15 protein-coding genes are annotated in these 12,952 nt (G+C 69.6%); 8 read left to right on the top strand and 7 right to left on the bottom strand.

Annotated features, from left to right (window positions below; genetic code table 11):
* The first annotated feature begins 27 nt into the window (after window positions 1–27).
* From HCX50_RS00970 to HCX50_RS00950, 5 genes are all read left to right on the top strand, one after another.
* Window positions 28–861: an SDR family oxidoreductase gene (locus HCX50_RS00970; RefSeq protein WP_167632699.1), complete on the top strand. Its 834-nt coding sequence runs from the start codon at window positions 28–30 to the stop codon at window positions 859–861.
* Entirely contained in the window at window positions 858–1,781 is a 924-nt protein-coding gene (locus tag HCX50_RS00965; protein WP_167632698.1) for a dihydrodipicolinate synthase family protein, read from the top strand. Before HCX50_RS00970 ends, HCX50_RS00965 begins: the two co-directional genes overlap by 4 nt.
* A gap of 67 nt (window positions 1,782–1,848) precedes the next feature.
* Window positions 1,849–2,838, top strand: coding sequence for a LacI family DNA-binding transcriptional regulator (locus HCX50_RS00960; RefSeq protein ID WP_091031883.1), 990 nt, complete (start codon window positions 1,849–1,851; stop codon window positions 2,836–2,838).
* A 131-nt stretch (window positions 2,839–2,969) separates the two neighbouring features.
* A complete protein-coding gene (locus HCX50_RS00955; protein ID WP_167632697.1) occupies window positions 2,970–4,499 on the top strand; it encodes an FGGY-family carbohydrate kinase in 1,530 nt (509 codons plus the stop codon).
* Complete coding sequence (locus HCX50_RS00950) at window positions 4,496–6,130, top strand: fucose isomerase (protein ID WP_167632696.1); 1,635 nt, start codon at window positions 4,496–4,498, stop codon at window positions 6,128–6,130. The genes HCX50_RS00955 and HCX50_RS00950 overlap by 4 nt, the downstream gene beginning before the upstream one ends.
* A gap of 13 nt (window positions 6,131–6,143) precedes the next feature.
* Here the strand turns inward: HCX50_RS00950 and HCX50_RS00945 are convergent, their stop codons facing one another.
* On the bottom strand, window positions 6,144–6,389 hold the full coding sequence (locus HCX50_RS00945; RefSeq protein ID WP_167632695.1) for a hypothetical protein: 246 nt from the start codon (window positions 6,387–6,389) through the stop codon (window positions 6,144–6,146).
* Window positions 6,390–6,559: 170 nt separating this feature from the next.
* On the opposite strand from HCX50_RS00945, the gene HCX50_RS00940 reads away from it, so the two are divergent.
* Window positions 6,560–6,970, top strand: coding sequence for an MmcQ/YjbR family DNA-binding protein (locus HCX50_RS00940; protein WP_167632694.1), 411 nt, complete (start codon window positions 6,560–6,562; stop codon window positions 6,968–6,970).
* Between the two features lie 29 nt (window positions 6,971–6,999).
* Here the strand turns inward: HCX50_RS00940 and HCX50_RS00935 are convergent, their stop codons facing one another.
* The 3 genes from HCX50_RS00935 to HCX50_RS00925 are packed head-to-tail and all read right to left on the bottom strand — an operon-like array spanning window position 7,000 to window position 8,784.
* The gene (locus tag HCX50_RS00935; protein ID WP_244175930.1) at window positions 7,000–7,683 is read right to left on the bottom strand and encodes a hypothetical protein; all 684 of its coding nucleotides are present in this window, start codon (window positions 7,681–7,683) and stop codon (window positions 7,000–7,002) included.
* A complete protein-coding gene (locus HCX50_RS00930; protein ID WP_091031876.1) occupies window positions 7,680–8,138 on the bottom strand; it encodes a MarR family winged helix-turn-helix transcriptional regulator in 459 nt (152 codons plus the stop codon). The genes HCX50_RS00935 and HCX50_RS00930 overlap by 4 nt, the downstream gene beginning before the upstream one ends.
* Before the next feature lie 58 nt (window positions 8,139–8,196).
* Window positions 8,197–8,784, bottom strand: a complete 588-nt coding sequence (locus HCX50_RS00925; RefSeq protein ID WP_091031872.1) for a hypothetical protein — start codon at window positions 8,782–8,784, stop codon at window positions 8,197–8,199.
* Window positions 8,785–8,909: 125 nt separating this feature from the next.
* Between HCX50_RS00925 and HCX50_RS00920 the strand changes: the two genes are divergently transcribed.
* Both HCX50_RS00920 and HCX50_RS00915 read left to right on the top strand, forming a co-directional pair.
* Window positions 8,910–10,142, top strand: a complete 1,233-nt coding sequence (locus HCX50_RS00920; RefSeq protein WP_167632693.1) for a glycosyltransferase — start codon at window positions 8,910–8,912, stop codon at window positions 10,140–10,142.
* Window positions 10,143–10,215: 73 nt separating this feature from the next.
* A complete protein-coding gene (locus HCX50_RS00915; protein WP_167632692.1) occupies window positions 10,216–11,445 on the top strand; it encodes a glycosyltransferase in 1,230 nt (409 codons plus the stop codon).
* 13 nt (window positions 11,446–11,458) lie between these two features.
* Here the strand turns inward: HCX50_RS00915 and HCX50_RS00910 are convergent, their stop codons facing one another.
* The 3 genes from HCX50_RS00910 to HCX50_RS00900 are packed head-to-tail and all read right to left on the bottom strand — an operon-like array spanning window position 11,459 to window position 12,879.
* On the bottom strand, window positions 11,459–12,004 hold the full coding sequence (locus HCX50_RS00910; protein WP_167632691.1) for a hypothetical protein: 546 nt from the start codon (window positions 12,002–12,004) through the stop codon (window positions 11,459–11,461).
* A gap of 48 nt (window positions 12,005–12,052) precedes the next feature.
* Window positions 12,053–12,685, bottom strand: coding sequence for a LysE family translocator (locus HCX50_RS00905; RefSeq protein WP_091031859.1), 633 nt, complete (start codon window positions 12,683–12,685; stop codon window positions 12,053–12,055).
* Window positions 12,686–12,717: 32 nt separating this feature from the next.
* A complete protein-coding gene (locus tag HCX50_RS00900) occupies window positions 12,718–12,879 on the bottom strand; it encodes a hypothetical protein (RefSeq protein ID WP_167632690.1) in 162 nt (53 codons plus the stop codon).
* Between the last annotated feature and the right edge of the window lie 73 nt (window positions 12,880–12,952).

Genomic DNA, 12,952 nt, shown 5'->3' with positions numbered 1-12,952 from the left:
CCGCCCTGCAATCTGGAGTATCGATACATGTCTGAAGGACTCGACCCGCTCTTCTCGGTGCGGGACAAGGTGGTCGTCGTGACCGGTGGCTTCGGCCAGATCGGGGCGGAGTTCGTCCGCTCGCTGCACCAGCGGGGCGCGCGCGTCGCCGTGACCTCCCGCAGCGAGGTCGCCGATCCCGCCGCGCGTCTCGGCATCGACGACCCGGACGGGCGGCTGCTCGCCGTGGCGATGGACATCACCGATCAGGCCAGCGTGGATGCGGGACTCGACCGTGTCGCGGCGACCTGGGGTGTGCCGACGGTCGTCGTCAACAACGCCGGTCTCGACACGCAGCCCAGCGCGCCGCCGGAGGTCTCCGGCCCGTTCGAGGAGTTCCCCGTCGACGTGTTCCGTGAGGTCGTCGACACCAACCTCGTCGGCACGTTCCTCGTGACGCAGGCCGCGGGTCGGCGGATGCGCGACGCCGGCGTCGGCGGCTCGATCGTGAACGTGGGATCCATCTACGGGATGGTGTCTCCCGTGCAGGACATCTACGCCTACAAGGCCGAGGACACCGGCATCCCGTTCATCAAGCCGGTCGCGTACTCCGCGGCGAAGTCGGGGCTCTACAACCTGACGCGCTATTGCGCCACCTACTGGGGTCGTGCGGGCATCCGCGTCAACACGCTCACGCCCTCGGGCGTCCGGCGTGACACGCAGGACGCCAAGTTCCAGGCGAACTACATCGCCCGGATGCCGATCGGCCGCATGGCCGAGGCCGACGAGTACAACGGCGCGCTGGTCTTCCTCGCGTCCGACGCGTCGACGTACATGACCGGCTCGAACCTGGTGGTCGACGGCGGGTGGACCGCGTGGTGAACGATCTGCTCGGCACGCGCCTGTTCACGGCGGCGGTCACCCCGATGCGCCGCGACGAGAGCGTCGATCACGGCGCGCTCGCGACCATGCTCGACACCGACATCCGTCGCGGCGTCGAGGGCCTCTACATCTGCGGGTCGTCCGGCGAGGGCGTGCTGCTCTCCGAGGCCGAGCGCATCGCCGTGGCCGAGACCGCGGTCACGGCTGCCGCGGGGCGCGTGCCCGTGGTCTCGCACGTCGGCGCGATGTCGACGGGTGAGGCGGTGCGCATCGCCGCCGCGGCGAAGGACGCCGGTGTCGCAGCGATCTCCATGATCCCGCCGCTGTACTACGGCTATTCGACGGCGGATGTGGTGCGGCACCTCCGCACCGTGATCGATGCGGTCGAGCTGCCCTTCATCCTCTACAACATCCCGCAGTTCACTGGGCGCGACATCTCCGAGGGCGGCTTCGACGAGCTGCTCGCTCTGCCCCAGGTGATCGGCGTCAAACACACCTCGCGCAACCTGTACGGGGCCGAGCGGATCCTGCGCCGCTACCCGCACCTGACGCTGATCAACGGCTTCGACGAGTTCTACCTGCCGGCGCTGTCGATCGGCGCACGCGGGGCGATCGGCACCACCGTGAGCCTGCAGATCGAGCTCTTCCTGTCGCTGCGCCGACGGTTCGAGTCCGGCGACCTCGCCGGCGCGCGCGACGTGCAGGTGCGCATCAACGACACCGTCGAGGGCATGGTCGAGGTCGGCGTGTTCGGCGCGGCAAAGTACCTCGGCGGCACGCTGTCGGTGCCGCTCGGGGACTGCCGCTCCCCGCTCCCGACGCTCGACGACGACGGTCGCGCCCGCCTGGACGCGGTCTTCGCGAGCCTGCAGGAGAACATCGCGATCACCGCCGAGGAGGATGCCCGCGATACCGCATGACGCGCGATCGCGGGCGTCGTCCGGAGAGGCCGGTAGTGTGAAGCATCCGGGCAGCAGAGGGCGGGAAATGACCACGATCTACGACGTCGCGCGGCGCGCGGGCGTCTCGCCGGCGACCGTCTCGCGGGTGTTCAACGGCACCAGAGTCTCGCCCGAGAAGATCGAGGCCGTGCGTGCCGCGGCGCACGAGTTGAACTTCACGCCGAACCGCGCCGCCCGCACGCTGCGCACCCAGACCTCCGAGGTCATCGCCCTGGTCATCCCCGACATCGAAAACCCCTACTTCACCGAGATGGCGCGCGGGGTCGAGGATGTCGCCTCCGAGGCCGGATACTCGGTGGTGCTCTGCAACTCCGACTCGCAGACCGAGAAAGAGGCGACGTACCTGCAGATCGCGATCGCCGAGCACATGTCCGGCATGATCATCGCGGCGGCGTCGAAGGCGACGGATCTCGACAGCATCCTCTCCACCGGTCGGCCGGTGGTGGCCGTCGACCGTGTCACGCGCCATGAGCTCGATGTCGTCGTGATGGCGAACCGCGAGGCGGGCGTCGCGGCGACCGAGTCCCTGATCGCCGCCGGCTATCGACGCATCGCCTACATCGGCGGTCCGGAAGACATCGACACCGCGGCCGAACGCGCCGCCGGCTGGCGGGCGGCGCTCACCTCGGCGGGCCGCCAGGCCGACATCGACCAGCTGCAGCGGTTCGCGACCTTCCGTGTCGACGGCGCGCGTGCGGCGATGGAGGAGTTGCTCGCCCTTCCCGAGCCGCCCGACGCCGTCGTCGCCGGAAACAACCTCATCGGCGTCGGGGCGATCCAGGTGCTCACGGAACACGGGCTCACCCCGCCGGCAGTCGGGGTCGCGGTCGTCGGGTCGCTGCCCTTCACCACGCTCTCGCCCACCGCCGTCACGATGGTACAACTGCCCGCCCGACACATGGGCGTCACGGCGGCGCGCATGCTGCTCGAGCGCATCGCCGGCGACACCCATGCCCCGCGAACGGTCGTGCTGCGGGGCGAGACCCGGCACGCGACGGCCCTGCGCCCCGCGTAGGGCTTCGGCCCGCATCGCCCCGGCCCGCATCGCCTCGGAGACAGATGGTGCATGCGTAACCACGATTTCGTGCTTGCGCTGTGAAATCGATTTCAGTTACGCTTTCCCCAGGCGTGATCAAGGAGGACACCATGCGATGCACCCTCGGGGTGGACGTCGGCACATCGAGCACCAAAGGCGTGCTCGTGGCGCACGACGGCACCATCGTCGCCACCGCCACCCGCGCGCATGACGTCTCCCGGCCGCACACCGGCTGGGTCGAGATGGATGCGTCGATCTGGTGGGACGAGTTCGTCGACATCGCCCGCGAACTGCGCGCCGCACACCCCGATGCCGAGATCGTCGCTGTCGGCGTGAGCGGGATGGGTCCCTGCATCCTCCTCGCCGACGAGAACGACCAGCCGGTCCGACCCGCGATCCTCTACGGCGTCGACACCCGCGCGTCCGCCCAGATCGAACGGATCACCGCCGAGCTCGGCGTCGAGGAGATCACCCGCATCGGAGGCTCGGTGCTCACCTCGCAGGCCGGCGGGCCGAAGATCGCCTGGATCGAAGAGAACGAGCCGGCAGCCTGGGCGCGCGCCCGACGACTGTTCATGCCCGCATCGTGGCTCGTCCGTCATCTCACCGGCGCGTACGTGTTCGACCATCAGTCCGCGAGCCAGGTCTCTCCCCTCTACGACATCGAGAGCGAGAGGTGGCATGCCCCGTTCTGGGGCCGCTACGCCACCACGATCGTGCAGCCGCGCCTGGCGTGGGCGGGCGACATCGCCGGCACCGTCACGGTGCAGGCATCCGAATCGACCGGAATCCCGGCGGGAACTCCCGTCATCACGGGCACGATCGACGCCTGGACCGAGGCCGTCAGCGTCGGCGCGCATGAGACCGCCGACCTGATGCTCATGTACGGGACGACGATGTTCATGGTGTTCACCAGCGCGGTCATCCCGGGCGAGCCCGCGCTGCGCACCCCGTCTATGTGGACGACGGCCGGCGCGTTCCCCGGAACCCGGAACCTCGCCGGAGGCCTCTCGACCTCCGGTGCGCTGACCACCTGGCTCAAAGAGCTGACCGATGCCGACTACCCGCAGCTCCTCGCCGAAGCGGAAGCATCGGGGGTCGGCGCCCGCGGTGTGCTGATGCTCCCGTACTTCGCGGGCGAGCGCACCCCCATCCAGGACCCGGATGCGCGGGGCGTGATCGCCGGACTGACGCTGGAGCACACCAGGGGAGACCTGTACCGGGCGGCGCTCGAGGCCACCGCCCTGGGCGTGCGGCACAACGTCGAGACCATGCGGGCCGCGGGCGCCGACATCCGTCGGATCGTCGCGGTCGGCGGCGGTACGCAGGGGCGGCTGTGGCTGCAGATCGTCTCCGATGTCACCGGACTCGTGCAGGAGGTGCCGGAGACGACGATCGGTGCGAGCTACGGCGCGGCCTTCCTGGCTGCTGCCGCCGTGGCGGCCGAGGGCGAGGCGCCGCTCATCACCGACTGGAACCCCGTCGTCGAGCGCATCACGCCGAACCCTGAGCTGCGCGTCACCTACGACACCCTCTTCGACCGGTACGTGCGCCTGTACGACGGGACGAAGAGCGTCGTCCATGAACTCGCCGCCGAGCAGCGCGGCACGTCATCCCACTCAACCCCGGAGGAATCATGACCACCTACGCACTTCCCGCCCCCGTGTCCCGCCCGGCGTCCGCGCCGAAGACCGCCTACCTGATCGCGTCGGGCGACCTGCGCGAGGCCGCCAACACCGGCGGCTGGCCGGTGCAGGTTGAGCTTGAAGCCGGCGTCACCGGCGTCTTCAACGACCTCGGATGGACCGTCGTCCGCGCCAACGACGTCGATCCCGAGACGGGCCACGGCTTCATCTCGAGCCAGCGCATGGGCCTCGAGGTCTTCAAGAACATCCCGACCGATGCTCCGCTCATCGTCGCCGAAGCCGTCTGGCAGTACTCCCACCACGTGCTCGCCGGCCTCCGCACGCACCAGGGCCCGATCCTCACGGTCGCGAACTTCGCCGGCGATTGGCCCGGCCTCGTCGGACTGCTCGGCCTGAACGCCGGTCTGACGAAGATGGACAAGCCCTACGCCACGATCTGGTCGGTCGACTTCTCGGACGACTGGTTCAAGGCCGGCATCAAGGAGTGGACCGAGACGGGTGCCATCACCCATGACGCTTCGCACGTGCGCGCGCTGCCCGCGCTGCCCGACAGCCCCGAGAAGCAGCTGGGCGAGGCGCTCGCCGCGGAGCTGCTGGCGGAGAAGGCGATCATCGGCGTCTTCGACGAGGGCTGCATGGGCATGTACAACGCCATCTTCGACGACGAGCTGCTCAACCAGACGGGCATCTACAAGGAGCGCCTGTCGCAGTCGGCCCTCTACGCCGAGATGCTCGAGGTCACCGAGGCCGAGGCGGACGCCGCCTACGACTGGCTGATCGATGCGGGCATGACCTTCCGATACGGCGAGGATGCGGCCACCGAGCTCACCCGCGAGCAGGTGCAGTGGCAGCTGAAGATGTACATCGCCGCGCTCCGCATCGCCGACGACTTCGGCCTCGACGCGGTGGGCATTCAGTACCAGCAGGGACTGAAGGACCTGGTTCCGGCGTCCGACCTCGCCGAGGGCATCCTGAACTCGACTCAGCGGCCGCCCGTGACCTCCCGCGACGGTTCGCGGGTGCTGCACGACGGCCGCGCGTTCCCGCACTTCAATGAGGCCGACGAGGGCGTGGCGGTGGATGCGCTGGTGACCGACCGCGTGTGGCGCGCGATGGGGCTCGTTCCCGACAACACCCTGCACGACGTGCGCTGGGGCGAGGAGTACGACGGGCAGTTCGTCTGGGTCTACGAGATCTCGGGCTCGGTTCCGGCGTCGCACCTGGGTGGGTGGCAGAACGCCGAGGGCTGGCGGCAGGGGCACGTGTTCTTCCCCGCGGGCGGAGCCACGATCAACGGCGTCTCGAAGCCGGGCGAGATCGTGCTGTCGCGCGTGTTCATCGCCGACGGGATCCTGCAGGCGGACATCTTCCGCGCGTCGGTCGTCGAGCTCCCGGCCGAGGAGACCCAGCGCCGCAAGGACGCCACGAACCCGGAGTGGCCGATCGCGCACGTCGTGCTGCACGGGGTCTCCCGCGATCAGTTCATGGCTCGCCACAAGGCCAACCACGCACAGCTCGTCTACGCTCCGGATGCCGAGACGGCGGACAAGGCTCTGATCGCCAAGGCCGCGATGTTCGCGGGCATGGGAATCAGGGTCAACCTGGTGGGAGACGTGACGGTCTGAACCGGGGGGAGGGCTACTGTGACCGCCAGAACCGTGCGGCGAGGTTCGTGAGTTCTTTGTCGAGGTCGTCGAGCTTCGACTCGATGCGCCCCAGGCGCGCGTCGACGCCGTCGATGCGCGCCGAGAGGGTGCCGTCGATGCGACCGACTTCGGCGCGGATCACGCGGCGGAGCTGCGTCGTCATGAGCGTCATGCCGCCGAGCATGACGGCCGCGAACACGCCGATCAGCGTCCATACCTGCGGGTCGTTCAAGCGCATGCCTCCAGTCTGAATCCGGAGGCCCACGATGTCACGGTATTCCGGTGCCGCATGAGTCCAGAACCGGTGATTGTGCACAGCTCGTCTTCGTCGCACTCGGTGCAGCAGGAGAGCGTGCGCCGAAAGGCCATGGCGTTGTGGTGATCGCCCGCGTACGCGACGATGGCGGGATGGCGAGCATCGACGACGTGCGGGCGATCGCCCTGGCGCTGCCCGGCGCCGAGGAGTCGGTGAGCGGCCACACCGGTGAGGCCGCGTTCCGGGTCAAGAGCGGGCAGTTCGCCTGGCTTCGCGGCCCGAGCGCGACCGACCTGCGGCAGCTCTCCGACCTCGGGCGCGAGTGGCCCGCGGGAGAGGTGCTCGCCGTGCGCGTCGCTGACGTCGAGGAGAAGGAGGCCCTGCTCGCCGCGGAACCCGAGGTGCTCTTCACGATCCCGCACTTCGACGGCTATCCGGGGCTGCTGGTGCGTCTCGACGCCATCGACCGCGATCAGCTGGACGAGATCATCACGGATGCCTGGCTGGTGCGGGCACCCGCGAAGGTCGCGAAGGAGTGGCTCGCGGAGCACGGGCTGGGCTGAACGGCTTGCCGCCTCGGCGCAGGGCGTGCTCAGATTAGGAACGGGCGGGCAGCGTCGAGGAACGCGCGCGGCTCATCCGCCCAGAGGTGGATGCTCGTGACATCGTGCCGACCACCGCGCGGCGCGAGGCCGGGAAGGCGGATCGCGAACGGACGCTCCAACTCGATCTCGATGTTCGTCTCGTCCTGCATTCGCTCCGCGTATTCGACCCCGCGCTCGCCGTGGGTGATGCGCGGCTGCTTCGGCTCATCGACGCGCTTCGCGATCGCCACCGACGCGACCGCGTCCCACGGGACGAACACGTCGACCTCAAGGCCGCTCCGCACGTGGATACCCTCCGGTGCCACGGCATGCGGACGCAGGAGCATCGCGCAGAGCAGTCCGATCATCCACGTCAGCCCCCAGATCCCGACGATGAGGATCGGGATCCGCACCGCCGGCCAGGGGTGCACGATGAGGTCGAGGATCGGGATCTCGACCGCCGACAGCACGATGAAGATGATGAGGATCGTCAGCACCGGGCGGTGGTAGCCGATGCCGGTTCCACCGGCGGGAACGGCGGGCCGTCGGGCGATCGCGCGGCCGATGCTCGAGTACACGCGGAGCTCGGCGATCCACGCCCGATGGAGCATGTTGAGGACGCGGGCGGTGCGGGTCGGGGCGGGCGGAGGAGCGGGAAGGTTCGCCCGACTCACGCTCGGCTCGGCGCTCACGGAGCGTCCTTCGGGGGCTCGTCCGCGGCCTGAGCCACGAGTTGCTCGAGGTGGTCGGCGATCGCGGTGATTCCGCGCTCCATGGCGTCGCGATCTTCCGGCGCGACGGCGTCCAGGAGGGTCGAGTTGAGCTCGGTGTGCTCCTTCTGCATCTGCGCCATCGTGTCGGCGGCCGTGGCGGTCAGCTCGACCAGAACGGCCCGCCGATCCGACGGATGAGGGGTGCGACGCACGTGCCCGGAGGCTTCGAGTGCATCGACAAGGCCGGTGATGTTGCGGGGACTGACCTCGCACAACCGGGCGAGCGTCTGCTGGGTGGACGGCCCCGCGTGCTGCAGCATCCACAGCAGGTGGACTCGGGCTGTCGTGAGTCCCGTGCCTTCGAACGCCCGCGCCATGTCGCGCTGGAACAGGTCGCCGATCTGGAGCAGGCGGTCGAGCAGCAGAGGGTCCATAACCGTGATGCTACTACATTGTTACCTAGCTTCACTATTTGTGAAGCATGCCGTGGTCTCAGGCGGGATCGAGCCGCAGCACGTCGGGGGACTCGCCGCCGGCGAGGTCGTCGGCGATGCGGATGCTGCGCGCCAGCTCATCGAGCGCGCCGATGAGTGTGCCGAACCGCTCCTTGTCGCTGCACACCGCGGTCAGCGTCACCAGATGGGTGCCGGTGTCCCAGGTATAGGTCGCGAAGGGCGGCGACGCCGGCGAGGGCGGCATCGGCACGAGAAGCTTCTCACCCACGCCGAGCCTGGTGGGGAACGACTGCGTGTCGTCGTAGTCCATCGGCATCGACGCGCGCGCGATCCGCACATCCGGCGTCAGGACCTGTGCCGTCGCCATCGCCACGACGAGGTCCGGCTCGGCCTTCCAGGTCCACACCAGCACCCGGCCGTCCGCCCGCTTCATCAGCATCGGCGCCGCCTGGCTCATCGCCCACGCGCCGAACCGTGAACCGGGACGCTCGGTCGCGCCCACCGCGGCGTTGACCTGGCCGAGCAGCATGCGGATAGCCGCCTTGCGGTGCCGACGGCCCCTCCACCCGAGCGAGTCCGTCACGGGAATCCACAGCTGGGGATCGGCGTCGGCAGTCAGTCGCATGGCTCCACGCTAACGGCTGAGGCTGAGGGATGCCCGGTACGCCTCGGCCGTCCGCGCAGGGCGCTCGGGTAGAGTGGCCAGCGCCCGACCAGGGCTTTCCCTTGGCCGCCACATCGTAAGGCAGCATGTCTGTGACTCCCTCCGACGATCCGATCGATCCGTCGAGCGGCCCCGCCGCCGAATCCGCGCCCCGCCCCTTGAAGATCGTGATCGGCTGCGACACGTTCGCGCCCGACATCAACGGCGCCGCCCGCTTCGCCGAGCGCCTCGCCGCGGGCCTCGTGCAGCGCGGCCATGACGTGCACGTCGTCGCCCCCAACCAGGCCTACCGCCGTGCGCAGCCGCGCACCGAGGTCATCGAGGGCGAGCCGATGACGCTGCACCGGCTGCCGTCGGTGCGCTGGGCGCCCCACGACTGGCTGCGATTCGTCTGGCCGTGGCGCTCGAAGCCGTACGCCCGCAAGGTCATCGACCAGGTGCAGCCGGATGTCGTGCACATCCAGTCGCACATCGTGATCGGCCGCGGCCTGGCCTACGTCGCGCACGAGCGCGGCATCCCGGTCATCGCGACCAACCACGTCATGGCCGAGAACATCCTCGATCACACCACCATGCCGAAGTTCATCGACGACCTCGTCCTGAAGTTCGCCTGGGCCGACGCCAAGCGCACCTTCGACCTGACCCGCGCCATCACCACCCCGACGCGCCGCGCCGCCGACTTCCTCGAGAAGACGGTCGAGGTGGAGGGTGTGATCCCGGTGAGCTGCGGCATCGACCGCACGCAGTACACGCCGGTGATCGCCCCGCGCGATGCGAACCGCATCGTCTTCGTCGGACGCCTCACCGCCGAGAAGCAGGTCGAGGTCATCCTCAAGGCGATGACGAAGCTCGACCCGGCGCTCGACACGACCTTCGACATCGTCGGCGGCGGCGACCAGCGCAAGCAGCTGGAGCACCTGGCCGCGCAGCTCGGTCTCGCCGACCGCGTCACGTTCCACGGGCGCACCACCGACGAGGAGCTCCGGGCGCTGCTGTCCCGCGCGAGCCTGTTCGTGATCGCGTCGATCGCCGAGCTGCAGTCCATCGCGACCATGGAGGCCATGGCGTCGGCGCTGCCGATCGTCGCAGCGGATGCGGTGGCCCTCCCGCACCTCGTGCACGACGGCGAGAACGGCTACCTGTTCGAACCGGGCAACGTCGATGAGCTCGCCGCGCGCCTGACCGACGTGCTCACCGCGGAACCTACCGAGTACGAGCGGATGCAGCGCGCGTCGCTCGACGGTGTCGCGATCCACGACATCAACCGCACCCTCGACACCTTCGAGGCGCTGTACCGCGACGAGCCGCTGCCCGAGTAGCGAGCAGCCGGACATGCACAGTATCCCCATCGGCTCACAGCGCCGCGACGCGTCAGCGGCGGAGTAGCCGGACATGCACATCGTCTTCTTCGGCGATCAGCACCTCGACTCCCTCGGCGGAGCGCAGGTGTCGATGCGGCTCCAGCGGGAGTTCCTCGAACGCGCCGGACACACCGTCACGGTCGTCGCGCCGAAGATGCACGGCTCGCGCATGCCGTCCGGCTCGCACGGTGGGGCGTACATCGACCTGCCGTCGATGCCGATCACGCTCGACCGCGAATACTCGATGACATGGCCCGGTCGCGGGACCGACCGCTTCCTCGACAAGGCCATGACCCGCCGCCCGCCGGTGGACCTGGTGCACGTGCAAGCCGACTTCTGGGGCGCGTTCATCGGGCACCGCTACGCCCAGCGTCACGGCATCCCGGTCGTGCACACCATGCACAACCGCGTCGATGTCGGGATCGCGGCCGTCACTCCGCTGCACCGCCCCGTGCTCGCCGTGTTGAACGCCTGGCGCCGCGGGGCGATGCGCGGGATCGGCGACCCCGCGCGGGGAGTGGACGGCTGGTCGTTCCTGCGCGGTCTCGCCGCCGGAGCATCCGCCGTGACCGCGCCATCGACGCACTTCGCCCGACGCCTCGAGCGGCACGATGTGTTCCCGCGGGTCGACGTGATCTGGAACGGCATCGACGATGACCTGCGCGCACAGACGCTCGCTGCACGACCGTCGGCCAGGGAGCCCGGACGCCCCCGTTTCCTCTGGCTCGGACGGATGAGCCCCGAGAAGCGCCTGCTGCCGTTCCTGGAGGCGTTCGTCGCCGCCGGAATCGACGCGGAACTCGAGATCATCGGCGGTGGGGGGCAGCGCGCCGCGGCCGAGAAGATCGTGCGCGGGCACGACGGCGTGCGCTTCGCCGGACGACTGACCTACCCGCAGACCCTGGAGCGGATCGCCGCCGCCGACGCGCTCGTGCAGACCTCGATCGGCTTCGAGACCCAGGGGATGACCCCGTTCGAGGCGGCCACGCTCGGCACGCCCTCCGTGATCTGCGACCCCGACATCGCCGCCGAGCTCGGCGGAGGGCTGTGGGCGGTTCCGGATGCCGGCGCCACCGCGTCGGGCCGCGAACTCGAGGCCCGTCGGCTCGCCGCGCTCGCGGAGACCCTGCGGCTGGCGGCATCCGACATCGCCGCCGGCACCGCTCCGACGCCGGTTCCCGAGGTCGCCGAGGCGTTCCGTCAGACGTCGCGCACGGCGGCCATGGTCGAGGTCTACGAGCGGGTGCTCGCCGGGCGCTGACGCAGGCTGAGGCTCAGGCGAAGCGCAGGAAGGCGATGCCGATCCAGCTGAAGATCATCCCCAGAGCGCCGGCGCCCGCGATTCCGATCGCGATGCCGGCGAGAAGGCGCGGTCCCGGTCGGCGCGCGGCGATGATCCCCAGCACGAGGGCGACGACGTAGGCGAAGAAGGAGATCACGCCGATCGCGTCATCGATCGCGTAGGCGGATCCGTATCCGAAGTCCGACGTGTAGATGAGCAACCGGACGATCGACGAGATGAGGTTGACCGCGAGTGTGATGACGGCGATCACGAAGGCGGTCCGCCCGAGCGCGCTGCCGGCCGGGGTGGCGGGAGTTGCCGCCGCGGCCGGCCACGACGCGGGATAGCCGGGAACCCCGGCCGGGTGGGCCGGAGCGGCGGTCGGGTACGCCGTCGGATACGCGGGGTCGGCGGTCGGCTGCGCGGGAGTGGCGGGGGCGGATGGCGGCGCACTGGACGCGTGCGTCGGGAACGCGTGCGTGCCGGGGTACTGCGGGGCGGCGGGCAGATGCGCGGGAGGCTGCTGGGGCTCGCTCATGACGACGAGCGTAGTCGGGGCACTCCCCATCCGCACCGGGGAATCGGCTCAGCTCTTCGCGCCGGTCAGCGCCAGCGTGCCGCCCAGCCCGATCATCATCACGCCTCCGGTTCCGGACAGCGTCGACATGCGGCGCGGCGAGCGGGCGAACCAGGCGCGTGCGGTTCCGGCGGCGAGGGCCCATACGCTGTCGCAGATCAGCGCGAGCGTCTGGAAGGTGAGCCCGAGCAGCAGCAACTGTGCCCAGATCGGTCCGGCCGCGGGGGCGACGAACTGGGGGAGCACGGCCACGAAGAATGCGATCGTTTTCGGGTTGGTCAGCCCGACGATGAAGCCCTGACGCAGCAGTGTCGCGGCGGAGGCCGGTGCTCGATCCGCATCGGGGACGTGATCGTGACGGTGGCGGATGGCCTGCACGCCGAGCCAGATCAGGTAGGCGGCGCCGATGATCTTGATGATGGTGAACGCCACCACGGAAGACGCGACGATGGCGCCTACCCCGAATGCCACGGCGAGAACGGCCGGCACGGTGCCGAGGGCGTTGCCGACGACGCTGAGCACGCCCGCGCGGCGTCCGAGTGAGAGGGAGCGGCCGATCACGAACAGCACGCTCGGGCCGGGAATGGCGATGATCACGACGGACGCCACGGCGAAGGCGACGAGGCTGTCGAGCGGGATCATGAGCCGACCATACACCGCGGCTCGAGCGGGGCTCAGCGGTAGCCGTGTCCGGATTCGGCCTGCTGGTGGACGTCTTGGCCGCCGACGCGGCTCCAGTCCGTCGGCGTGCGGTGGTAGCCGTCGCGACGGAGTTCGATGACGGTGGCGACGGTCGCCCACGCGACCAGTGCGATGAGTGCGATGACGAGTATCATGGCAGAAACGCTACGTTCGATGCCGAACTGTCACGAGTGGCAGAATCGACTATCACCGTACGAAAACTGCCAA

Source organism: Microbacterium sp. B19(2022), assembly GCF_012030385.1.
GTDB classification, from domain to species: domain Bacteria; phylum Actinomycetota; class Actinomycetes; order Actinomycetales; family Microbacteriaceae; genus Microbacterium; species Microbacterium oxydans_B.
Note: the sequence above shows the minus strand (reverse complement) of the source record. Positions and strands in the feature narration are given on the sequence as shown.